This is a genomic window from Micromonospora sp. WMMD754 (genome assembly GCF_049315235.1).
GTDB lineage: Bacteria > Actinomycetota > Actinomycetes > Mycobacteriales > Micromonosporaceae > Micromonospora > Micromonospora sediminicola.
In genome coordinates, this window is the sequence record NZ_CP186058.1 from 5,111,150 (window position 1) to 5,136,588 (window position 25,439).

The 25,439-nt window shown below is 76.6% G+C and carries 3 protein-coding genes; all 3 read left to right on the forward strand.

What is annotated here, in order from left to right; all coding sequences use genetic code 11:
• Positions 1–23: 23 nt before the first annotated feature.
• The 3 genes from ACN27B_RS24090 to ACN27B_RS24100 are packed head-to-tail and all read left to right on the forward strand — an operon-like array spanning position 24 to position 25,432.
• Positions 24–11,021, forward strand: coding sequence for an SDR family NAD(P)-dependent oxidoreductase (locus tag ACN27B_RS24090; protein ID WP_422741587.1), 10,998 nt, complete (start codon positions 24–26; stop codon positions 11,019–11,021).
• Between the two features lie 33 nt (positions 11,022–11,054).
• Positions 11,055–16,028 carry a type I polyketide synthase gene (locus ACN27B_RS24095; RefSeq protein ID WP_422741588.1) on the forward strand — a complete coding sequence of 1,658 codons (4,974 nt, stop codon included), beginning with the start codon at positions 11,055–11,057 and terminating at the stop codon, positions 16,026–16,028.
• Complete coding sequence (locus tag ACN27B_RS24100; protein ID WP_422746059.1) at positions 16,025–25,432, forward strand: type I polyketide synthase; 9,408 nt, start codon at positions 16,025–16,027, stop codon at positions 25,430–25,432. Before ACN27B_RS24095 ends, ACN27B_RS24100 begins: the two co-directional genes overlap by 4 nt.
• Positions 25,433–25,439 lie beyond the last annotated feature (7 nt).

A 25,439-nucleotide genomic window follows, 5' to 3' on the forward strand; every position in this document is an offset into this window, starting at 1 on the left:
TCGACACAGGGGATGGGCGGACCATGGCTGACGAGGCGAAGCTTCTCGACTACCTGAAGCGGGTCACCGCCGACCTGCACCAGGTGCGGCAGCGGCTGCGCGAGGTGGAGGCCGGTGAGCAGGAACCGGTCGCCATCGTCGGCATGAGCTGCCGCTTCCCCGGTGGGATCGACACTCCGGAGCGGCTGTGGGAGGTGGTCGCCGCCGGCCGGGACGTGCTCACCGAGTTCCCCACCGACCGGGGCTGGGACCTCGGCGCGCTGCACGACGGCGACCCGGAGCAGGACGGCACCTCGTACGCGCGCCGGGGCGGCTTCGTCACCGACCTCGCCGAGTTCGACCCGGGCTTCTTCGCCATCTCGCCCCGCGAGGCGCTGGCGATGGACCCGCAGCAGCGGTGGCTGCTGGAGACCACCTGGGAGGTCTTCGAGCGGGCCGGCATCGACCCGCACACGCTGCGCGGCAGCCGCACCGGCGTCTTCGCCGGCAGCACCGGGCAGGACTACGGCACGGTGCTGATGAGCGCCGCCGCGCAGGGCCTCGAGGGCCACCTGATGACCGGCAACGCCGGCAGCGTGGTGTCCGGCCGGCTCGCCTACACGTTCGGCCTGGAAGGGCCGGCGGTCACCGTCGACACCGCCTGCTCCTCGTCGCTGGTCGCGATGCACCTGGCCGGGCAGGCGCTGCGGCAGCGCGAGTGCACGCTCGCCGTGGTCGCCGGCGTCACCGCCATGTGCACCCCCGGCGCGTTCGTCGAGTTCTCCCGCCAGGGCGGCCTGGCCGCCGACGGGCGGTGCAAGGCGTTCGCCGAGGCCGCCGACGGCACCGGCTGGTCCGAGGGCGTCGGCGTGCTGCTGCTGGAACGCCTGAGCGACGCCCGCCGCAACGGCCGCCGGATCCTCGCCGTGCTGCGCGGCAGCGCGGTCAATCAGGACGGCGCGTCGAACGGGCTCAGCGCCCCGAACGGGCCGGCCCAGCAGCGGGTGATCCAGCAGGCACTGTCGAACGCGGGCCTCGCCGCCGGCGGCGTGGACGTGGTGGAGGCGCACGGCACCGGCACCCGGCTCGGCGACCCGATCGAGGCGCAGGCGCTGCTGGCCACGTACGGGCAGGACCGGGGCGACGCGGCGCCGCTGCTGCTCGGCTCGGTCAAGTCGAACCTCGGGCACACCCAGGCCGCCGCCGGCGTCGCCGGCGTGATCAAGATGGTGCAGGCGATGGCGCACGGCGTGGTGCCGCCCACGCTGCACGTGGACGCGCCGACCTCGCAGGTCGACTGGGACGCCGGCGCGGTCACGCTGGTCACCGAGGCCACCGCGTGGCCGGCGGTGGACCGGCCGCGCCGCTCGGCGATCTCCTCGTTCGGCGTCTCCGGCACCAACGCCCACACCATCCTCGAACAGGCCCCGCCGGACGAACCCGGCCCGGCCGACGCCGCGCCGGCGGCCACCCGACCGGTCGTACCGGTGGTCGTCTCCGCCCGCGACGACGCCGCGCTGGCCGCCCAGGCCGGCCGGTGGGCCGACCGGATCGCCGCCGACCCCGACCTCACCGCGCCCGACGTGGCCTTCTCGTCGGTCACCGCCCGGGCCGCGCTCGACCGGCGGGCCGTGCTCCCCGCGACCGGCCGGGACGACCTGCTGGCCGCGCTGCGCGCACTCGCCGCCGGCACGCCGCAGGCCGGCACCGTGACCGGGCAGGCCACCGACCGGCAGGGCGTCGCCGTGCTCTTCTCCGGTCAGGGCGCGCAGCGCGCCGGCATGGGCCGGGACCTGTACGCGGCGTTCCCGGTGTTCGCCGCCGCGCTCGACGAGGTGTGCGGTCACCTCGACCCGTTGCTGCCGCGACCGCTGAAGCCGGTGCTGTTCGGCGACGGCGACCTGCTGGACCGCACCGAGTTCACCCAGGCCGGCCTGTTCGCGGTCGAGGTGGCCCTGTTCCGCCTGGTCGAGTCGTTCGGGGTGACCCCGGACGCCGTCGGTGGCCACTCGATCGGTGAGATCACCGCCGCGCACGTCGCCGGGGTGCTGTCGCTGCCGGACGCCGCCGCGCTGGTCGCGGCCCGGGGCCGGTTGATGCAGGCGCTTCCCGAGGGCGGCGGGATGCTCGCGGTCGCCGCGCCGGAGTCCGAGGTGGCCGCGTCGGTCGCGGCCCGGACGGACGTGGGGATCGCGGCGGTCAACGGCCCGGCGTCGGTCGTGGTCTCCGGCCCGGTCGACGCGCTGACCGCGCTGGAGCACACCTGGCGCGACCGGGGCGTCCGGGTCCGCCGGCTCACCGTGTCGCACGCGTTCCACAGCCCGCTGATGGAACCGATGCTCGCCGACTTCCGCACCGTCCTGGACGGGTTGACGTTCGCCGCGCCGACCCTCCTGGTCGTGTCCAACGTGACCGGTGCGGTCGCGGACCCGGCGGAGCTGACCACCGTCGACTACTGGGTGCGGCACGTCCGCGAGGCGGTCCGGTACGCCGACGGGATCACCGCCCTGCGCGACGCCGGGGTGGACACGTTCCTGGAGATCGGCCCGCAGAGCGTGCTCACCGCGCTCACCGCCGAGATCCTGCCCGCTGACGACGCCGTGCTCGCCGTGGCCGTCCAGCGCCGCGACCGGGATGAGACCGCCGCGCTGCTGGCCGGCCTGGCCGAGCTGCACGCGCACGGCGTCCCCGTCGACTGGTCGCCGTGGTTCACCGGCACCGGCGTCACCCGGGTCGACCTGCCCACCTACGCGTTCCAGCACCAGCGCTACTGGCCGGAGGCCGGCGGCGGCTGGACCGGCGACGTCACCGCGGTCGGTCTGCGGCCCGCCCGTCACCCCCTGCTCGGCGCCGCCGTCGGCGTCGCCCACGCCGAGGGTTTCCTGTTCACCGGCCGACTGTCGAGGCGCACCCACCCGTGGATCGCCGACCACGTCGTCTTCGACACCGTGCTGCTGCCCGGCACCGGCTTCGTCGAACTCGCCCTGCAGGCCGGCGCGCACGTCGGCGCCGACCACGTCCGCGAGCTGACCCTCGAAGCGCCGCTGATCCTGCCCGAGACCGGCGGCGTGGACATCCAGCTCTGGATCGGCCCGGCCGACGAGACCGGCTGCCGCTCGGTCTCCCTGCATTCGACGCCCGACGACGAGCACGCCGACCGGGACCCCGCCGACGGCGACCACCGGGCCTGGACCCGCAACGCCAGCGGCGTCCTCGCCGACGGCCCGGCCAGACCGGGCGTGCCCGGCTGGTCCGACCTGGCCACCTGGCCGCCGCCGGACGCCACCGAGGTGCCCACCGACCGGCTCTACCCGCACCTCGCCGCCCAGGGCTACGACTACGGCCCGTCCTTCATCGCGCTGCGTACCGCCTGGCGGCGCGGCGACGACCTCTTCGCCGACCTGGCGCTGCCCGAGACGCCGGCCGGCGAGGCCGGCGGGTACGGCGTGCACCCGGCACTGCTCGACGCCGCCCTGCACACACTCGGCCTCACCAGCGCCGCCGGCGACCCCACCGGTCCCGGCCTGCCCCCCGGCCACGGCCGGCTGCCGTTCTCCTGGAACGACATCGCGCTGCACGCCGCCGGGGCCGCCGCCGCCCGGGTGCGGGTGCGGCACACCGGCGCCGACAGCGTCTCCCTGCTCCTCGCCGACGTCACCGGCGCCCCGATCGCCTCGGTCGGCTCGCTCGTGCTGCGCCCGGTCACCGCCGACCAGCTCCGCACCGCCGGCGGCGGCGGACCCGAGTCGCTGTACCGGGTGGACTGGACGCCGCTCGCCCTGCCCGCCGCGCCGTCGACCGCCGCCTGGGCGGTCCTCGACACCGACACCGCGCTCGCCGACGCGGTCGCCGCCACCGGGACCGCCGTCACCGCGTACCCCGGTCTCGCGGCCCTGACCACCGCGCTGGACGAGGGCGCGGACGCGCCCGGCGTGCTGGTCGCGCCGTTCCTCGACCCGCCGGGCGGGCGCGACGTGCCTCGGTGGGTCGCCGAGGTGACCCACCGGGCGCTCGACCTGCTGCAACGGTTTCTCGCCGACGACCGCTACGACGCCACCCGCCTGGTCGTGCTCACCCGCGGCGCGGTCGCCACCGACGCCGACGCCGACCTCACCGACCTGGCCGGCGCCGCCGTCATCGGCCTGCTGCGCTCCGCCCAGTCGGAGAACCCCGGCCGCTTCGTGCTCGTCGACACCGACGACCCGGCCGGCGCGGCCGGCGCGCTCGTGGCGGCGCTGGACACCGACGAACCGCAGGTCGTCGTCCGGGCCGGCGTCGCCTCCGGCGCCCGGCTGGCCCGGGTGCCCGCGCCCGCCGACCCGACCGGCACGCCGTTCCACGCCGACGGGACGGTGCTGGTCACCGGCGCCACCGGCACGCTCGGCCAGCTGATGAGCCGGCACCTGGTGACCCGCCACGGCGTGCGGCACCTGCTGCTCACCAGCCGGCGCGGCCGCGACGCCGCCGGCATCGGTGAGCTGTGCGCCGAGCTGACCGCGCTCGGCGCCACCGTCACGGTCGCCGCCTGCGACGTCGCCGACCGGGACGCGGTCGCCGCGCTGCTCGCCGACCTCCCCGCCGACCACCCGCTCACCGCCGTGGTCCACGCCGCCGGGGTACGCGACGACGGCGTCATCTCCTCGCTCACCCCGGACCGCGTCGACGGGGTGCTGCGCCCGAAGGTCGACGCCGCCTGGCACCTGCACGAGCTGACCGCCGACCTCGACCTCACCGCGTTCGTGTCGTACTCCTCGCTCGCCGCCACCGCCGGCGGCCCGGGCCAGGGTAACTACGCCGCCGCGAACGCGTTCCTCGACGGGCTCGCCCACCACCGCCGCGCCCGGGGACTGGCCGCGCTCACCCTGGCCTGGGGCCTCTGGGCCGACCGCAGCGGCATGACCACCGAACTGGACGACGTCCACCTCAACCGGATCTCCCGCTCCGGCGTGTCCGCGATGGAGGCGGAGGAGGGCCTCGCGCTCTTCGACGCCGCCTGCCGCGTGCCGGCCGCCGCGCTGGTGCCGGCCCGCCTCGACCTGGCCGCCATGCGGGCCCAGTTCGCCGGCGCCGTCCCGCCGCTGTACCGGGCGCTGATCCGGGTCGGCCGGGGCGCCGCCGCGCCGGCCACCGGCGCGTCCCTGGTGCAGCAGCTCGCCGCGCTCGGCGACACCGACCGCCGTACCGCGCTCGTGGAGATCGTCCGGGGGCAGGCCGCCGCCGTGCTCGGCTACCCCGACCCGGCCGCCGTCGACCCGCGCCGGGCGTTCAGCGACCTCGGCTTCGACTCGCTCACCGCCGTCGAGATGCGCAACCGGCTCGGCAACGCGTTCGGACTGCGGCTGCCCGCCACGCTCGTCTTCGACCACCCGAGCCCGCACGACCTCGCCGCGCACCTGGACAGCGAGATCGCCGGCACCCCCGTCCCGGCCCGGCCGGCCGCCGCGCCGGTCGCCGTCGCCGACGACGAACCGCTGGCCATCATCGGGATGGCCTGCCGGCTGCCCGGCGGTGTGGCCAACCCCGACGACCTGTGGCGGCTGGTCGCCGACGGGGTCGACGCCGTCACCGACCTGCCCGGCGACCGGGGCTGGGACCTGGACACGCTGTACAGCCCCGACCCGGACGCCACCGGCACGTTCTACGCCCGCGGCGGCGGCTTCCTCGCCGACGTCGACCGCTTCGACCCCGGCTTCTTCGGCATCAGCCCGCGCGAGGCCCTGGCGATGGACCCGCAGCAGCGGCTGCTGCTGGAAACCACCTGGGAGACGTTCGAGTCCGCCGGCATCGACCCGACCTCGGTACGCGGCAGCAGCACCGGCGTGTTCGTCGGCACCAGCGGGCAGGACTACGGCTCGCTGCTCGCCTTCGCCCCGGAGGAAACCTCCGGATACGCGCTCACCGGCATGACCAGCAGCGTCATCTCCGGCCGGGTCGCCTACACGTACGGCCTGGAGGGCCCGGCGGTGTCGCTCGACACGGCCTGCTCCTCCTCCCTCGTCGCGCTGCACTGGGCCGGTCAGGCGCTGCGCCGGGGCGAGTGCGACCTTGCTCTCGCGGGCGGCGTCATCGTGATGGCCACCCCCACCGCGTTCGTCGAGTTCTCCCGGCAGCGCGGCCTGGCCGCCGACGGCCGGTGCAAGTCGTTCGCCGCCGCCGCCGACGGCACCGGCTGGTCCGAAGGTGTCGGCCTGCTGCTCGTGCAGCGCCTGTCCGACGCCCGCCGGCAGGGCCGTCACGTGCTCGCCGTGGTCCGCGGCAGCGCGGTCAACTCCGACGGCGCGTCCAACGGGCTCACCGCCCCCAACGGACCGTCGCAGCAGCGGGTCATCCGGGCGGCCCTGGCCGCCGCGCGGCTCGGCCCGGCCGACGTGGACGTGGTGGAGGCGCACGGCACCGGCACCACGCTGGGCGACCCGATCGAGGCGCAGGCGCTGCTCGCCACCTACGGGCAGGACCGGCCCGAGGACCGGCCGCTGCTGCTCGGCTCGATCAAGTCGAACATCGGGCACGCCCAGGCCGCCGCCGGCGTCGCCGGCGTGATCAAGATGGTGCAGGCCATGCGGCACGGCACCGTCCCGCGCACGCTGCACGTGGACGCACCGTCCCCGCACATCGACTGGGACGCCGGCGCGGTCGAGCTGGTCACCGAGGCGCGCCCGTGGCCGTCGGCGTCGCGCCCGCGCCGGGCCGCCGTGTCGTCGTTCGGCATCTCCGGCACCAACGCCCACGTCATCGTCGAACAGGGCGACGAGCCCGCCGCCGCGGCCCCGACCGCCGCCGGCCTGCTGGACGCCGCCGCGACGGTGTGGCCGGTGTCCGCGCGCTCGCGTGCCGCGCTGGCCGGGCAGGCCGCCCGCCTGGCCGGATACGTCCGGTCGCGCGGCGAGGTGGACCCGGCCGCCGTGGCGTGGTCCCTGGTGGCCACCCGGTCGGCGTTCGACCACCGGGGCGCGGTGGTCGGGTCCTCGGTCGAGGAGTTGCTGTCCGGCCTGGACGCGCTGGCCGACGGGTCGCCGTCACCGCACCTGGTCACCGGCACCGCGTCCGCAGCCGGTCCGGTGTTCGTGTTCCCCGGTCAGGGTGCGCAGTCGGCGCGGATGGCGGCCGGTCTGGTGGGTCGGACGCCGGTGTTCGACGCCGCGCTCGCCGACTGTCAGGCGGCGTTGGCGCCGTTCCTGGACGTCGACCTGCCGTCGGTGTTGACCGGTGAGGACGAGTCGTGGCTTGAGCGGGTCGAGGTGGTGCAGCCGGTGCTGTGGGCCGTCGGGGTCGCGCTCGCGGCGGTGTGGCGGCATGTCGGGGTCACCCCGCAGGTGGTGATCGGGCATTCGCAGGGGGAGATCGGCGCGGCGTGTGTGGCGGGGATCCTGTCGCTGGAGGACGCGGCGCGGACGGTGGCGTTGCGGTCGCGGGCGCTCGTCGCGCTGCGGGGGACCGGGACGATGGCGTCGGTGGACCTGCCCGCCGACGAGGTGACCGCCCGCCTCGGTGTCGCAGCCGGGACGGCCGGCGGCGTCGACGGGGCCACGGCCGACTCCGCCGGCTCCGGTGCTGCCGACAACCGGTTCGCGGGTGTCGGGATCGCGGCGGTGAACGGCCCGTCCACGGTGGTGGTGTCCGGTCCGCCGCAGGCCGTGGCCGACTTCGTCCAGGCGTGTCAGGCCGATGAGATCCGGGCGCGGTTGATCCCGGTGGACTACGCCTCGCACTCCGCCGCCGTGGAGGACGTCGCCCAGCAACTGCGCGCCGACCTGGCCGACGTGACGCCGCAGCAAGGCCACACCCGTCTGGTGTCGACGTTGACCGGGGACTGGGTGGACCCGGCCACCATGACGGCCGACTACTGGTACGACAACCTGCGCCGCACCGTCCGCTTCGACACGGCCGTGCGGACCGCGATCGGCGCCGGGCACAGCACGTTCGTGGAGATCAGTCCGCATCCGGTGCTGGCGATGCCGGTCGCCGCGATCCTCGACGACACCGCCACCACCGGCCACGTGCTGTCGAGCCTGCGCCGCGGTGACGACGACCCGACCCGGCTGCTGACCAACCTGGCCACCGCCCACACCGTCGGCCTGCCCGTCGACCTCACCCGCGTCCTGCCCGAGACGACCACCGTCGACCTGCCCACCTACGCCTTCGAGCAGCACCGGTTCTGGCTCGACCCGCCCGCGCACCGGGCGCACGACGTCGCCTCCGCCGGCCTCCAGGACGCCGGGCACCCGTTGCTCAGCGCCGCCGTCACGTTCCCCGACAGCGAACGGATGGTCTTCACCGGCCGGCTGTCCGTGCGTACCCACCCGTGGCTCGGCGAGCACCGGGTGATGGACGCGATCCTGCTGCCCGGCACCGCCTTCGTCGAACTGGCCGCCCACGCCGGCGAGCAGGCCGGCGCGCCGGTGGTCGAGGAACTCACCCTGCTCGCCCCGCTCGTGCTGCCCGAACTGGGCTCGCTGCAGATCCAGCTCACCGTCGGCGACCGCGACGACGCCGGCCGCCGACCGGTGCAACTGCATTCCCGCCCCTACCGGGACGGGTCCGACGAGATCCTCGCCGACGTGGCCTGGACCTGCCACGCCACCGGCCAGCTCGCCCCGCGCGCCGCCGTCGCGCCCGCGTTCGACCTCGGCGTGTGGCCGCCGCCCGGCGCCACCGAGGTCGACTCCGACGCCTTCTACGCCGGCATCGAGTCGACGGTGTTCGGCTACGGGCCGGCCTTCCGGGGCCTGCGCGCCGCCTGGACCCGCGGCGACGAGGTGTTCGCCGAGGTGGCGCTCCCCGCCGACCACCACGCCGAGGCCGGCCGGTTCGGCATCCACCCGGCGCTGCTCGACGGCGCGCTCCAGGCCATGTCCATCGGCGGTTTCCTCGGCCGGATGGGCGACGGCGCCGACGCCACCGTCCCCCGCCTGCCGTTCGCCTGGACCGGCGTCACGCTGCTCGCCGCCGGCGCCACCGCGCTCCGGGTCCGCGTCGCCTCCGCCGGCGACGTCGGCGTCACCTTCCAGGTCGCCGACGCCACCGGCGCGCCGGTCCTGCACGCCGAATCGCTGATCATGCGCCGGGTCACCGGGGACGCGCTCGGCGCCGCCCGCTCCGGCCGGCACGAGTCGCTGTTCCGGCTGGACTGGCCGGCGCTGGCCGTGCCCGCCGCGCCGACGCCCGCCGCCGGCCGCTGGGTGGTCCTCGGCGACGACCTCGCGCTCAGCGCCGCCGGGGAGGCGGCCGGCGCCCGGACCCGCACCGACCTCGCCCCCGAGTCCTTCGCCGACCTGCTCACCGGCGGCGAGGCCGCCCCCGAGGTGGTCGTCGTGCCGGTCGCCGCGCTCGGCGACGGCACCGGCGCCGAGCTGGCCGCACAGGCCCGCGCCACCACCCACCGCGTGCTGGACCTGGCGCGGGCGTGGCTCGCCGACGACCGGTTCGCCGACACCCGACTCGTCCTGGTCACCCGCGACGCGGTGGCCACCGGGGAGCAGGCCGAGGTCAACCTGCGGCAGGCCCCCGCCTGGGGGCTGATCCGCACCGCCCAGGTCGAACACCCCGGCCGCCTGCACCTGCTCGACCTGGACGCCGACCCGGCCAGCGCCGCGCTGCTCGCCGCCGCGATCGGCACCGGCGAGCCGCAGCTCGCCGTGCACGCCGGTCAGGTACGCACGCCGCGCCTGGCCCGCGTACCGGCCGGACTGGAACCGCTGCCCGGCGGCGTCGACCCGGACGGCACGGTGCTCGTCACCGGCGGCACCGGCGTGCTGGGCCGGCTGCTGGCCCGCCACCTGGCCACCACCCACGGGATGCGGCACCTGCTGCTCGCCGGCCGGCGCGGCGCGACCGCCGACGGCGTCGCCGAGCTGGTCGCCGAGCTGGCCGAGGCCGGCACCGAGGTCACCGTCGCCGCCTGCGACGCCGCCGACCCCGACGCGCTCGCCGCGCTGCTCGACGGCATCCCCGCCGCGCATCCGCTCACCGCCGTGGTGCACGCCGCCGGCGTGCTCGACGACGGCGTGCTGGAGTCGCTCACCCCGGACCGGGTCGACGCGGTCGCCGTACCCAAGATCGACGCGGCGTGGCATCTGCACCGGCTCGCCGCGGGCCGGGACCTCGGCGCGTTCGTGCTCTTCTCCTCGGCCGCCGGCACGCTGGGCAGCGCCGGTCAGGCCAACTACGGCGCCGCGAACGCGTTCCTCGACGCGCTCGCCGCGCACCGGCGGGCCCAGGGGCTGCCCGGCATCTCGCTGGCCTGGGGACTGTGGGAGCAGGCCAGCGGCATGACCGGTCACCTCGCCGACGCCGACGTGCGCCGGATGGCCGAGCAGGGCGCCGGCGGGCTCCCCACCGAGCAGGCGCTGCACCTGTTCGACGCGGCCTGGCGGCTGGACGCGGCCGCCGTCGTACCCATGCGCCTGGACGTGGCGGCGCTGCGCGCGCAGGCCGAGTCCGGCGCGCTCGCCCCGCTGCTGCGCGGCCTGGTCCGGGTGCCGCTGCGCCGCTCGGTCGACGCCGGCGCCGCCGCGACCGGCGGCGTGCCGCTCGCCCAGCGGCTCGCCGGCCTGTCCGACGACGAGCGGCGCCGGGTGCTCCTCGACGTGGTCCGGGCCAACGTCGCCGCCGTGCTCGGTCACACCGGACCGGAGGCCGTCGACCCGGGCCGGCTCTTCACCGACCTGGGCTTCGACTCGCTCACCGCGGTCGACCTGCGCAACCGGCTCAACACCCTGTCCGGGCTGCGGCTGCCCGCCACGCTGGTCTTCGACTACCCGACGCCGCAGGCGCTGGCCGGGAAACTGGCCGGCGAGATCGCCGCCGACGCCGCCCCCTCCACCCAGCCGCTGTTCCAGGGCATCGACGCGGTGGAGTCGCTGCTCACCACGCTCGCCCTCGACCCGGAGACCCGGGACCGGTTCACCACCCGGATGCGGGACCTGCTCGCCAAGGCCACCGACCTCGCCGGCCCGGCCGCCGAACCGGACCGGCCCGACCTCGACGCGGCCAGCGACGACGAGATCTTCGACTTCATCAGCAAAGAGTTTGGAATCTCCTGACATGACCGAACCGCGGATCGAGGCAGGGACGCGATGAGCGACGACGACAAGCTGCGGTACTTCCTCAAGCGGGTGACCGCCGACCTGCACGACACGAAGCGCAAGCTGCAGACCGTCGAGGCGCGGGACGCCGAACCGCTCGCCATCGTGTCGATGAGCTGCCGGTTCCCCGGCGGCGTCCGGTCCCCGGAGGACCTGTGGGACCTGGTCGCCGGCGGCCGGGACGCGCTCACCGAGTTCCCCGACGACCGGGGTTGGGACCTCGACGCGCTCTACGACCCCGACCCGGACAAGCCGGGCAAGAGCTACACCCGGGTCGGCGGGTTCCTCGACGCCGCCGGTGACTTCGACCCGGCCCTGTTCGGCATCTCGCCCCGCGAGGCCCTCGCCATGGACCCGCAGCAGCGGCTGCTGCTGGAGACCTCGTGGGAGGCGATCGAGCGCGCCGGCATCGACCCGCTGTCGCTGCGCGGCAGCCAGACCGGCGTCTTCGTCGGCCTCAGCACGTCCAACTACGGCATGGGCCTGCCGCACGTGCCCGACGGCGTCGACATGTACCTCGGCACCGGCAACACCACGAGCGTCGCCTCCGGCCGGATCTCGTTCACCCTCGGCCTCAACGGGCCCGCCGTCACCGTCGACACCGCCTGCTCGTCCTCCCTGGTCGCGCTGCACCTGGCCGGGCAGGCGCTGCGCCGCGGCGAGTGCGACCTGGCCGTCGCCGGCGGCGTCACCGTGATGGCCACCCCCGGCGTCTTCGTGGTCTTCTCCCGCCAGCGCGGCATGTCCGTCGACGGGCGGTGCCGGGCGTTCGCGGCCGGCGCCGACGGCACCGGCTGGGGCGAGGGTGGCGGCGTGGTCGTGGTGGAACGACTCGCCGACGCCGAACGCCTCGGCCACCCGATCCTCGCCGTGATCCGGGGCAGCGCCCTGAACCAGGACGGCGCCTCCAACGGTCTCACCGCCCCCAACGGGCCCTCCCAGCAGCGGGTGATCCGGGCCGCGCTGGCCAACGCGCGGCTCGGCGCGGCCGACGTCGACCTGGTCGAGGCGCACGGCACCGGCACCACGCTCGGCGACCCGATCGAGGCGCAGGCGCTCATCGCCACGTACGGGCAGGACCGTCCCGCCGACCGGCCGCTGCTGCTGGGCTCGGTGAAGTCGAACATCGGCCACACCCAGAGCGCCGCCGGCGTCGCCGGGCTGGTCAAGATGGTGATGGCGCTGCGGCACGGCACGCTGCCGGCGACGCTGCACGTGGACGAGCCGTCGCCGCACGTGGACTGGTCCGCCGGCGCGGTGGAGCTGATCACCGAGAACCGGCAGTGGCCGGAGCTGGGCCGCCCCCGCCGGGGCGGCGTCTCCTCGTTCGGCGTCAGCGGCACCAATGCCCACGTCATCGTCGAGGAGTACCGCCCGGCCCCCGCCGAGCCGGCCGCCGACGACAGCGCCGAGCCCGCGCCGCGCCGGCCCGGGCTGCTCGCCGCCGCGCCCACCGTCTGGCCGGTCTCCGGTCGCACCCGCGCCGCGCTCGCCGGCCAGGCCGCGCGGCTCGCCGCGCACCTGCGTGGCCGGGCGGACGTCGACCCGGCGGCGGTGGCCTGGTCCCTCGCGACCACCCGCGCCACGCTCGACCAGCGCGCCGCCGTCGTCGGCGCGGCGCCGGCCGAGCTGCTGGCCGGCCTGGACGCCCTCGCCGCCGGCCTGCCGGCGGGCAACCTCGTCACCGGCACGGCGACCGCCGCCGGCGCCGGCCCGGTGTTCGTCTTCCCCGGTCAGGGCGCCCAGTCCGCCCGGATGGCCGCCGGTCTGGTCGGCCGGTGCCCGGTCCTCGACGCGACGCTGGCCGAGTGCCAGGCGGCGCTGGCCCCCCACCTGGACGTCGACCTCGTGTCGGTGCTGACCGGCGACGACGAGTCCTGGCTGGACCGGGTCGAGGTGGTGCAGCCGGTGCTCTGGGCCGTCGGGGTCGCCCTCGCCGCCGTGTGGCGCGCGGCCGGTGTGCTGCCCGACGCCGTCATCGGTCACTCCCAGGGCGAGATCGCCGCCGCCTGCGTCGCCGGCATCCTCTCCCTCGACGACGCGGCCCGCGCGGTGGCCCTGCGGTCCCGGGCGCTCGCCGCGCTGCGGGGGACCGGGACGATGGCGTCGGTCGACCTGCCCGCCGACGAGGTGACCGCCCGTCTGCCCGGGTTCGACGGGGTCGGGGTCGCGGCGGTGAACGGTCCGTCGACGGTGGTGGTGTCCGGTCCGCCGCAGGCGGTCGCCGATTTCGTGGCGGCCTGTCAGGCCGAGGAGGTGCGGGCGCGGTTGATTCCGGTGGACTACGCGTCGCATTCCGCGGCCGTGGAGGACGTCGCCCAGCGGTTGCGCGCCGACCTGGCCGACGTCGCCCCGCAGCAAGGCCACACCCGTCTGGTGTCGACGTTGACCGGGGACTGGGTGGACCCGTCGACCATGACGGCGGACTACTGGTACGACAACCTGCGCCGCACGGTCCGCTTCGACACCGCGGTGCGGACCGCGATCGGCGCGGGGCACAGCACGTTCGTGGAGATCTCCCCGCATCCGGTGCTGGCGATGCCGGTCACCGCGATCCTCGACGACACCGCCACCACCGGCCACGTGCTGTCGAGCCTGCGTCGCGGTGACGACGACCCGACCCGGCTGCTGACCAACCTGGCCACCGCCCACACCGTCGGCCTGCCCGTCGACCTCACCCGCGTCCTGCCCGAGACGACCACCGTCGACCTGCCCAGCTACGCCTTCGACCACCAGCGGTTCTGGCTCGACGGCAGCGGCGCACCCGACCTCGCGGCCCTGCCGCCCGACCAGAGCACCGGGCCGGACGACAGCGGCTTCTGGGCGGCCGTGGAACGCGACGACCTGCCCGCCCTCGCCGAGGTGGTCGCCGGCGAGGACACCCCCGCCGGGACGGCGCTCGACGCGCTCGCCCCGGCGTTGCCCCTGCTGCACCGCTGGCGCCGGCAGCGCCGCCGCCAGTCCGACATCGACAGCTGGCGCTACCAGGACACGTGGAAGCCGCTCACCGGCATCACCAACCGCGGCATGGCCGGCACCTGGCTGGTCGTGCTGCCCACCGGCGACATCGTCGAACCGTGGCAGGACGCGAGCGTGGCGGCGATCGCCGCCGCCGGCGCCACCGTCGTCCCGGTGCCGGTCAGCACCACCGACGCCGACCGCGACCTGCTCGCCAAACTGCTGCGCGAGGCGATCACCACCGGCGCCGACGACACACCGGCCGAGGTGACCGGAGTGGTGTCGCTGCTCGCGTTCGACGAGCTGGTCCACCCGATGCACCCGTCCGTACCCGGTGGCTTCGCCGCCACCGTCGCGCTGGTCCAGGCGCTCGGCGACATCGGCCTCGCCGCCCCCCTGTGGGCGGTCACCTCCGGCGCCGTCTCGGTCGGCCGGGCCGACCTGCTCCGCTCGCCCGGTCAGGCCATGGTCTGGGGCTTCGGCCGGGTCGCCGCACTGGAACACCCGCAGCGCTGGGGCGGCCTGGTCGACCTGCCCGAGGCGATCGACGAGCGCAGCGCCGGCCTGCTGGTCGCGGCGCTCACCGCCGCCGGCGAGGAGGACCAGATCGCGGTACGCCCCGCCGGCCTGCTCGGCCGCCGGCTCACCCGGGTCCCGCTCGGCGACAGCCGACCCGCGCACCCGTGGCAGCCCTCCGGCACCGCCCTGGTCACCGGCGGCACCGGCGCCCTCGGCGGACACGCCGCCCGCTGGCTGGCCCGCAGCGGCGTGGAGAACATCGTCGTGGCCAGCCGGCGCGGCCCGGCCGCACCCGGCGCCGCGCAGCTCGTCGAGGAGCTGACCGCGCTCGGCGCCACCGCCAGCGTGGTCGCCTGCGACGCCGCCGACCGGGACGCCCTGGCCGCGCTGATCGACGACATCCCCGCCGACCGTCCGCTGCGGGTGGTGGTGCACGCCAGCGCGGTGCTGGACGACGCGCTCATCAACGAGCTGCGCGTCGACCAGATCGAACGGGTCCTCGCCGCCAAGGTCGACGTCGCCTATCACCTGCACGAACTGACCCTCGACCTCGACCTCGCCGCGTTCGTCATGTTCTCCTCCTTCGCCGGCTCGGTGGGCAGCTCCGGCGTCGGCAACTACGCCCCCAGCAACGCGTTCCTCGACGCGCTCGCCCAGCACCGGCGCGGCCTCGGCCTCCCCGGCACCTCCATCGCCTGGGGCGCCTGGGCCGGCGGCGGCATGGCCGAAGGGCCGTTCGGTGAGCTGCTGCACCGGCACGGCGTACCCGAGATGCCGCCGGAGGCCGCGATCGCCGCGCTGCACCAGGCCGTCGACCACGGCGAGGCGTTCCTCACCGTCGCCGACATCGCCTGGGAGCGGTTCTCCGTCGCGTTCACCGCCACCCGGCCCGGACCGCTGATCAACGACCTGCCCGACGTCCGCCGGTTGCGCGCCGCCGAACGCGTCACCGGCGGCGAGACCCCCGACGGCCCGGAGTCGCTGCACGACCGGCTCGCCGGGCTGCCCGCCGCCGACCGGATGGCCGTGCTGCTGGCCCTCGTCCGGGGACAGGTCGCGGCCGTGCTCAACTACCCGTCCGGGGAGTCGGTGGACGAGCACCGGGCGTTCCGCGAACTGGGCTTCGACTCGGTCACCGCGGTCGAGCTGCGCAACCGGCTCGGCCTGGCCACCGGGGTGGCGCTGCCGGTCACCCTGGTCTTCGACTACCCGACGCCGACCACGCTCGCCGAGTACCTCTACGCCGAGGTCGCCCAGGACGACGTGGCCACCCCCACCGCGCTGCTCGACGACCTCGACCGGATCGCCGACGGGCTCGACGTGGTGGCCCGCGACGAGGCCGCCCGGGTCCGCGCCACCGTTCGCCTCCAGGCCATGCTCACCCGTCTCGGGCAGGGCGGCGGCGGCGACGACCTCGGCCGGCACCTCGGCGACGCCACCGACGACGAGCTGTTCGCCATGGTGGACCGCGACCTCGGTCTGTCCTGACCGCACCGGCTCACTCCCCGTCCCCTGCGAGGAAGCGGCACCCGATGGCCAATGAAGACAAGCTCCGCGACTACCTCAAGCGGGTCATGGCGGACCTGCACGACACCCGCCGCCGGCTCAGCGAGGCCCAGTCCCAGGAACTGGAGCCGGTGGCGATCGTCGCGATGAGCTGCCGGTTGCCCGGTGGCGTCCGCGACCCGCGGGACCTGTGGGAGCTGCTGCGCGACGGCCGGGACGCGGTCGCGCCGTTCCCCGACGACCGGGGGTGGGACCTCGACCGGCTCTACCACCCCGACCCCGACCACCCCGGCACCTCGTACGCCCGGGAGGGCGGCTTCCTCGACGGCGCCGGGGACTTCGACGCGGCGTTCTTCGGCATCAGCCCGCGCGAGGCGCTCACCATGGACCCGCAGCAACGGCTGCTGCTGGAGACCGCGTGGGAGGCCGTCGAGTCCGCCGGGATCGACCCGGCCACGCTGCGGGGCAGCCGCACCGGGGTGTTCGTCGGCACCAACGGACAGGACTACGGCACCCTGCTGATGATGTCCCCGGACGCCGACGAGGGGCACTCGATGACCGGCGGGGCGGCGGCCGTCGCCTCCGGCCGGGTGTCGTACACGCTCGGCCTGGAGGGGCCGGCCGTCTCCATCGACACCGCCTGCTCCTCCTCCCTGGTCGCGCTGCACCTCGCCGCGCAGGCGCTGCGGGCGGGGGAGTGCGAGCTGGCGCTCGCGGGTGGCGTCACCGTGATGGCCACGCCCGGCCTCTACATCGGATCGAGCCGGCAACGGGCCCTGTCCCCGGACGGGCGGTGCCGCTCCTTCGCCGCCTCCGCCGACGGGGCCGGATTCTCCGAGGGCGTCGGCTGGCTGCTGGTGGAACGGCTCTCCGACGCCCGCCGCAACGGCCACCCGGTGCTCGCGGTGCTGCGCGGCAGCGCGGTCAACCAGGACGGCGCGTCCAACGGGCTCACCGCCCCCAACGGCCCGTCCCAGCAGCGCGTCATCAGCCAGGCGCTCACCGCCGCCCGGCTCGCCACCGCCGACGTCGACGTCATCGAGGCGCACGGCACCGGCACCAACCTGGGCGACCCGATCGAGGCGCAGGCGCTGCTGGCCACGTACGGGCAGGACCGCGGCGACGCCGGGCCGGCGCTGCTCGGCTCGGTGAAGTCCAACATCGGGCACGCCCAGGCCGCCGCGGGGGTCGCCGGGGTGATCAAGATGGTGCTCGCCATCCGGCACGGCCTGGTGCCGGCGACACTGCACGTGGACGAGCCGTCCCCGCACATCGACTGGTCCGCCGGCGCGCTGGAGCTGGTCACCGAGGCCCGCCCCTGGCCGGACCGGGACCGCCCGCGCCGCGCCGCCGTCTCCTCGTTCGGCATCTCCGGCACCAACGCCCACGTCATCGTCGAGCAGGCCCCGGACGAGCTCGCCCCCGCCGCCGACCCGCCGACCCCGGGGCTGGTGGCCGCCGACGTCACCGCCTGGCCGCTCGCCGCCCGCACCCGCGCCGCGCTCGCCGGGCAGGCCGCCCGGCTGGCCGCGCACCTGCGCGCCGCCCCGGCCGACCCGGCGGCGGTCGCCTGGTCCCTGGCGACCACCCGGACCGCGTTCGAGCAGCGGGCCACCGTGGTCGGCGCGTCCGCCGAGGATCTGCTGTCCGGGTTGGACGCGCTGGCCGCCGGCACGCCGTCGCCGACGGTGGTGACGGGTACGGCGTCGCGGACGGCCGGTCCGGTGTTCGTGTTTCCGGGTCAGGGCGCCCAGTCGGCGCGGATGGCTGCCGGTCTGGTGGGTCGGACGCCGGTGTTCGACGCCACGCTCGCCGAGTGCCAGGCGGCGTTGTCGCCGTTCCTGGACGTCGACCTGCCGTCGGTGCTGACCGGGGACGACGAGTCCTGGCTGGACCGGGTCGAGGTCGTGCAGCCGGTGCTGTGGGCCGTCGGCGTCGCCCTCGCGGCGGTGTGGCGGCATGTGGGAGTGGTGCCGCAGGCGGTGATCGGGCACTCGCAGGGTGAGATCGGCGCGGCCTGTGTGGCGGGGATTCTGTCTGTGGAGGACGCGGCGCGGACGGTGGCGTTGCGGTCGCGGGCCCTGTCGGTGCTGCGCGGCACAGGGACGATGGCGTCGGTCGACCTGCCCGCCGACGAGGTGACAACCCGTCTCGACGGGATCGCCGGCGTCGGAATCGCGGCGGTCAACGGCCCGTCCACGGTGGTGGTCTCCGGCCCGCCGCAGGCCGTGGCCGACTTCGTGGACGCCTGTCAGGCCGACGAGATCCGGGCCCGGTTGATCCCGGTCGACTACGCGTCGCACTCGGCGGCCGTCGAGGACGTCGCCCAGCAGCTTCGCGCGGACCTGGCCGACATCACGCCGCAGCCCGGCCATACCCGTCTGGTGTCCACCCTGACCGGCGACTGGGTCGACCCGGTCTCCATGGAGGCCGACTACTGGTACGACAACCTGCGGCAGACCGTCCGGTTCGACACGGCGGTGCGGACCGCGATCGGCGCCGGGCACACGATCTTCGTGGAGATCTCGCCGCATCCGGTGCTGACGATGCCGGTCACCGCGATCCTGGACGACACCGCCACCACCGGCCACGTGCTGTCCACGCTGCGCCGGGGCGACGACGACCCGACCCGGCTGCTGACCAACCTCGCCACCGCGCACACCGTCGGCCTGCCCGTCGACCTCACCCGCGTGCTCGCCGAGACGACCACCGTCGACCTGCCCACCTACGCCTTCGACCACCAGCGGTACTGGCCCGCACCGCCGCGCTTCGTCACCGACCGCGACGGCGAACCCGACCCCGACCGCTGGCACTACCGGATCACCTGGACACCCCGGCCCGACCTGCCGCTCACCCGCCTCGGCGGGACCTGGCTGCTGCCCGTACCCGCCGACCTGACCGACGCCCCGCTCGTCACCGACGTGCTCGCCGCGCTCGGCAACGTCGGCGCCGACGCCGTACCCGTGCCCGTCGACCCGGCGGACGACCCGGCCGCGCTCGCCGAGCGGCTGCGCGCCGCGCTGCCCGACGGCGGACCCTCCGCCGTGCTCTCCCTGCTCGGCCTCGACGGGCGTCCCCACCCCGACCACCCGGCCACCACGCTCGGTGTCACCGGCACCGCCCACCTGGTCCAGGCGCTCGGCGCGCTCGGCGTCGAGGCGCCGCTGTGGTGCGCCACCCGCCGCGCCGTCACCACCGGCGACGCCGACCCCGCCCCGGAGCCGGCCGCCGCCGCCGTGTGGGGCCTCGGCCGGGCCGTCGCCCTGGAACACCCCGCCCGCTGGCGCGGCCTGGTCGACCTGCCCGACCGGCTCGACGCGCGCGCCGCCGCCCTCCTCGGCGCGGTGCTCGGCGCCGACGACGGCGAGGACCAGATCGCCGTCCGCGACACCGGCGTGCACGTCCGCCGGCTCACCCGGCTCACCCACCCGGCCGACCACGACGTCCGCCTGCGCGACACCGTGCTGATCACCGGCGGCACCGGCGGCCTCGGCGGGCACCTGGCCCGCTGGGCCGCCCGCGCCGGCGCCGCGCACGTGCTGCTGGCCAGCCGCCGCGGCCCCGACGCCCCCGGCGCCGGCGACCTCACCGCCGAGCTGACCGACCTCGGGGTACGCGTCACCGTCGCCCGGTGCGACGTCACCGACCGCGACCAGCTCGCCGCGCTGCTCGCCGACCTGCCCGACGACGCCCCGCTGCGCGCCGTGCTGCACACCGCCGCCGTCCTCGACGACGGCATCGTGGACACCGTCACCCCGGCCCGCCTGCACACCGTCGCCGCGCCCAAGAGCGCCGCCGCCGACCACCTCGACGCGCTCACCCGCGACCACGAGCTGGACGCGTTCGTGCTCTTCTCCTCCGTCGCCGGCACCACCGGCAACGCCGGCCAGGGCGCGTACGGCGCGGCCAACGCCCACCTCGACGCGCTCGCCCACCGGCGGCGGGCCGACGGCCTCCCGGCGCTCGCCGTCGCCTGGGGCGCCTGGGACGGCGCCGGCCTGCCCGCCGACAACGAGCGCGCCCAGCAGCGGCTGCGGCGCGGCGGCATGGTGGCCATGGACCCCGAGCTCGCCGTCGCGGCACTGACCCGGGCGCTGGGCGGCGACGACGCCGCCACGATGGTCGCCGACGTCGACTGGACCCGCTTCGCCCCGGCGTTCACGCTCGTCCGCCCCAGCCCGCTGCTCGGCGACCTGCCGGAGGTCCACGAGGCGCTGCGACCCCCGCAGACGCCGGCCGCCACCGAACCGGCCGGTGAACCCGGCTCGGCGCTGGCCCGGCAGCTCGCCGGCCGCTCCGCCGCCGAACGGACCGAGACGCTGCGCGACCTGGTCCGCCAGTGCGCCGCCGGCGCGCTCGGCTACCGCTCCGCCGACGACGTTCCGGTCAACCGGCCCTTCCGCGACCTCGGCCTGGACTCGCTGACCGCCGTCGACCTGCGCAACCTCCTCGCCACCGCCACCGACCTGCGGCTGCCCGCCACGCTCGCGTTCGACTACCCGAACCCGGCCGTGCTCGCCGGGCACCTCGACGAACTGCTCACCGGCGCCGGCGCGGCGGTGACCGGCCCGGCAGCCGTGGCCACCCCCGACGAGCCGCTCGCCGTCGTCGCGATGAGCTGCCGCTTCCCCGGCGGCGCCGACGACCCGGAGCGGCTGTGGCAACTGCTCGCCGCCGGCGGCGACGCCATCGGCGACTTTCCCACCGACCGGGGCTGGGACCTCGACCGGCTCTTCGACGCCGACCCCGCCGTCGAGGGCACCAGCTACGCCCGGCAGGGCGGCTTCCTGCCCGACGTGGCCGACTTCGACCCCGGCTTCTTCGGCATCAGCCCCCGCGAGGCGCTCGCCATGGACCCGCAGCAGCGGCTGCTGCTGGAGACCTCGTGGGAGGCGATCGAGCGGGCCGGCATCGACCCGCAGGCGCTGCGCGGCAGCCCCACCGGCGTCTTCGTCGGCACCAACTACCAGGACTACCGCAACCTCATGCTCACCGCCGAGGGCGCCGAGGGACACCTGATGACCGGCAACGCCGGCAGCGTCCTGTCCGGCCGGGTGTCGTACACGCTCGGGCTGGAGGGACCGGCCGTGTCGGTGGACACCGCCTGCTCGTCGTCGCTGGTCGCGCTGCACTGGGCCGGGCAGGCGCTGCGCGCCGCCGAGTGCTCCCTGGCGCTCGTCGCCGGCGTCACCGTGATGGCCACCCCCGGCGTGTTCGTCGGGTTCAGCCGCCAGCGCGGCCTCGCCCCGGACTGCCGGGTCAAGGCGTTCGCCGCCGGCGCCGACGGCACCAGCTGGGGCGAGGGCGTCGGCGTGCTGCTCGTCGAGCGGCTCAGCGACGCCCGCCGCAACGGCCACCCGGTGCTCGCGGTGATCCGGGGCAGCGCGGTCAACCAGGACGGCGCCTCCAACGGCCTCACCGCCCCCAACGGGCCGGCCCAGCAGCGGGTCATCCGGGCCGCGCTGGCCAACGCCCGCCTCGACGCCGGTGACGTCGACGCGGTGGAGGCGCACGGCACCGGCACCCGGCTCGGCGACCCGATCGAGGCGCAGGCGCTGCTCGCCACGTACGGGCAGGGCCGACCCGAGGACCGGCCGCTGCTGCTCGGCTCGATCAAGTCGAACATCGGCCACACCCAGGCCGCCGCCGGTGTCGCCGGCGTGATCAAGATGATCCTCGCGCTGCGCCACGGCTACCTGCCGCCGACGCTGCACGTGGACGCGCCCAGCGACCAGGTGGACTGGAGCACCGGCGCGGTCGACCTGCTCACCGAGGGCCGGCCGTGGCCGCTGACCGGCCGCCCGCGCCGCGCCGCCGTCTCCTCGTTCGGCATCAGCGGCACCAACGCCCACACCATCCTCGAACAGGCCCCCGAGCCGCCCGTCCCGGCCGGCGAACCGGCGCACCCGCCGGTGGTGCCGGTCCTGCTCTCCGCCCGCACCGCCGGGTCGCTGGCCGCCCAGGCGCAGCCGTGGGCCGACCGGCTCACCGGTCCGCAGGCCCCACCGCTGGTCGACGTCGGCTGGACCTCCGCCGTGTCCCGGGCCGCGCTGGAGCACCGCGCGGTGGTGCTCGCCACCGACCGGCGCACGCTGCGCGCCGGGCTGCGCGCGCTGCGCCGGGGCGACGACTCACCGGCGCTGGTGACCGGTGCGGTGACCGCCCGGCCCCGGGTCGCGTACCTGTTCTCCGGGCAGGGCGCGCAGCGGCCCGGCATGGGTCGCGAGCTGGCCGCCGCGTACCCGGCCTACGCCGACGCGCTGACCGAGGTGTGCGCCGCGCTCGACCCGCACCTGTCCCGGCCGCTGCGCCCGCTGCTCGACGCCGACCCCGGCACCCCCGAGGCGGCGCTGCTGGACCGCACCGAGTTCACCCAGCCGGCCCTGTTCGCCGTGGAGGTGGCGCTGTTCCGGCTGCTCACCGCCTGGGGGCTGCGCCCCGACGCGGTCGCCGGGCACTCCATCGGCGAGTTCGCCGCCGCGTACGCCGCCGGGGTGCTCACCCTCGCCGACGCCGCCGAGCTGGTCGCCACCCGGGGCCGGCTGATGCAGGCGCTGCCCGACGGCGGGGCCATGCTCGCCGTCGCCGCCGGCGAGGACGCAGTCCGCCCCACGCTCGGCGCCGGGGTCGCGCTCGCCGCCGTCAACGGCCCCGCCGCCGTGGTCGTCGCCGGCGAGACCGACGCCGTCGACCGGGTCGCCGCCGAGTGGACCGCCCGAGGGGTACGCACCCGCAAGCTCGCCGTCAGCCACGCCTTCCACAGCCCGCTGATGGAGCCGGTGCTCGACGAGCTGGCCGCGCTCGCCGCCCGCCTGCCGCACCACGCGCCGACCGTGCCGCTGGTCTCCACCGTCACCGGCGCGCCGGTCGACGTGGCGGCGGTCGGCGCGCCCGGCTACTGGGCCCGGCACGCCCGCGACACGGTCCGCTTCGCCGACGCGGTCACCGCGCTGCGCGCGCACGGCTGCACCGCCTACCTGGAGGTGGGCCCGGACGGGGTGCTCACCCCGGCGGCCCAGGGCGTGCTGGCCGACGCCGGGCCGGTCCCGCCGGTCCTGCCCACGCTGCGCCGGGACCGGCCGGAACCGCTGACCCTGCTGCGCGCCGTGGCCGCACTGCACGTGCACGGCGTCGCCCCGGACTGGCCGGCGCTCTACGCCGGGGTCGACCCGCAGCCGGCCGACCTGCCCACCCACGTGTTCGACCGGCAGCGCTTCTGGCCGCAGCCGCCGGCCTGGCTGACCGCGCCGGCCGACGTCGACACCGCTGTGGAACGCCGGTTCTGGGCGGCGGTCGACGCCGAGGACCTGGACGGTCTGCTCACCGAGCTGGACGTCGCCGCGGAACAGCCGTTCGACGCCGTGCTGCCGGCGCTGTCGGCCTGGCGGCGCCGCGGCCGGGAACGGTCCCTGGTGGACGGCAGCCGCTACCGGGTCCGGTGGGAACCGGTCGACGTCGACGCCGGCACCCCGCCCGCCGGCCGCTGGCTGGTGCTGCTGCCCGCCGACCGGGCCACCGACCCGGACCTGACCGCCCTGGCCGGCGCGCTCGGCCCGGCGGCCACCACCGCGGCGGTCGACACCGCCGCCGCGTCCGACGAGCTGGCCACCCGGCTGGCCGACCTGGTCGCCGCCGCGACCGGCGACGGCCCGTCGCACGTGCTGTCCCTGCTCGGCCTGGACGAGACGTCGCACACCGACCACCCGGCGCTGCCGCGCGGGCTGGCCGCCACCGTCCACCTGCTCCAGGCGCTGACCGACCTCGACGCGCCGGCCCGGCTCTGGTGCGCCACCCGGGGCGCGGTCGGCGTCGGGGGCGGCGACACCCCGGACCGGCCCCGGCAGGCGGCGCTGTGGGGCCTCGGCCGGGTCGCCGCGCTGGAACAGCCCGCCCGCTGGGCCGGCCTGGTCGACCTGCCCGCCACCGTCGACGACGACACCGCCCGACGGACCGCCGCCCTGCTGGCCACCACCACCGAGGACCAGGTGGCGGTGCGCGCCGACGGGGCGTACGCCCGGCGGCTCGACACCGCCGTGACCGACGGCGAGCCCACGCCGTGGCAGCCGCGCGGCACCGTCCTGATCACCGGCGGCACCGGCGCGCTCGGCGGGCACGTGGCCCGCTGGGCCGCCGACGCGGGCGCCGAGCGGATCGTGCTGACCAGCCGGCGCGGCGCCGACACCCCCGGCGCCGACGCGCTCCTGGCCGAGCTGGCCGACTCCGGCGTCGAGTGCCGGGTGGCCCGGTGCGACGCCGCCGACCGGACCGCCATGACCGACCTCGTGGCCGACCTGCGCCGGGACGGGCCGCCGCTGCGCGCGGTGGTGCACGCCGCCGGGGTCAGCGAGGTGGTCCCGCTGGCCGAGACCACGCTGGAGGACCTGGCGTACGTGATCGGCCCGAAACTGGCCGGCGCGGAACTGCTCGACGAGCTGCTCGACGGCGTCGAGCTGGACGCGTTCGTGCTCTTCTCCTCCATCGCCGCCACCTGGGGCAGCGGCGGTCAGGGCGCGTACGCCGCCGGCAACGCCCACCTGGACGCCCTCGCGCAGCGGCGCCGGGCGCGCGGCCTGCCCGCCACCTCGGTGGCCTGGGGGCCGTGGACCGAGTCCGGGATGTTCGACGACGACGCGCCGGAACAGCTGCGCCGACGCGGCCTGCGGGTGCTGCCGCCCGGGCCGGCGATGGCCGGGCTGCGGCACGCGCTCGCCGCCGGCGACACCTGCGTGACGGTCGCCGACGTCGACTGGGCCACGTTCCACCCGCTGTTCACCGCGCTGCGACCCAGTCCGCTGCTGGCCGACCTGCCGGCCGTGCGGGCGCTCGCCGCCGCACCGGAACCGGCCGCGAACGCCGGCCCGGAGGGCGCGGACCGGCTCGCCGAGCTGCGCGCGCTGCCCGCCGCCGACCGGCGCGACGCGCTGCTGGACCTGGTCCGCACCGACGCGGCGAAGGTCCTCGGCCACCCCTCGGTCGACGCGGTCGACCCGGAGCGGGGCTTCCTCGACCTCGGCTTCGACTCGCTCACCGCGGTGGAGCTGCGCAACCTGCTCACCGCCGCGACCGGCCGGGAGCTGCCCACCACCGTGGTCTTCGACTACCCGACCCCGGCCGGCCTCGCCGACCACCTGGACGCCGAGCTGTTCCCCGACGGCGGCGACCCGGCCGGCGGCGACCCAGCCGACGAGGAGACCGTGCGCCGGGTGCTCGCGGCGATCCCGCTGGACCGGCTGCGGCAGGCGGGGCTGCTCGACCCGCTGCTGCGCCTCGGCCAGGACACCGCCGCGCCGGCCCCGGACGCGACGCCGGACGCCCCCGCCGCCGAGATCCGCGACCTCGACGTCGCCGGACTGGTGCGGATGGCCCTCGAAGGATCCGACTCGTGACCCGGCC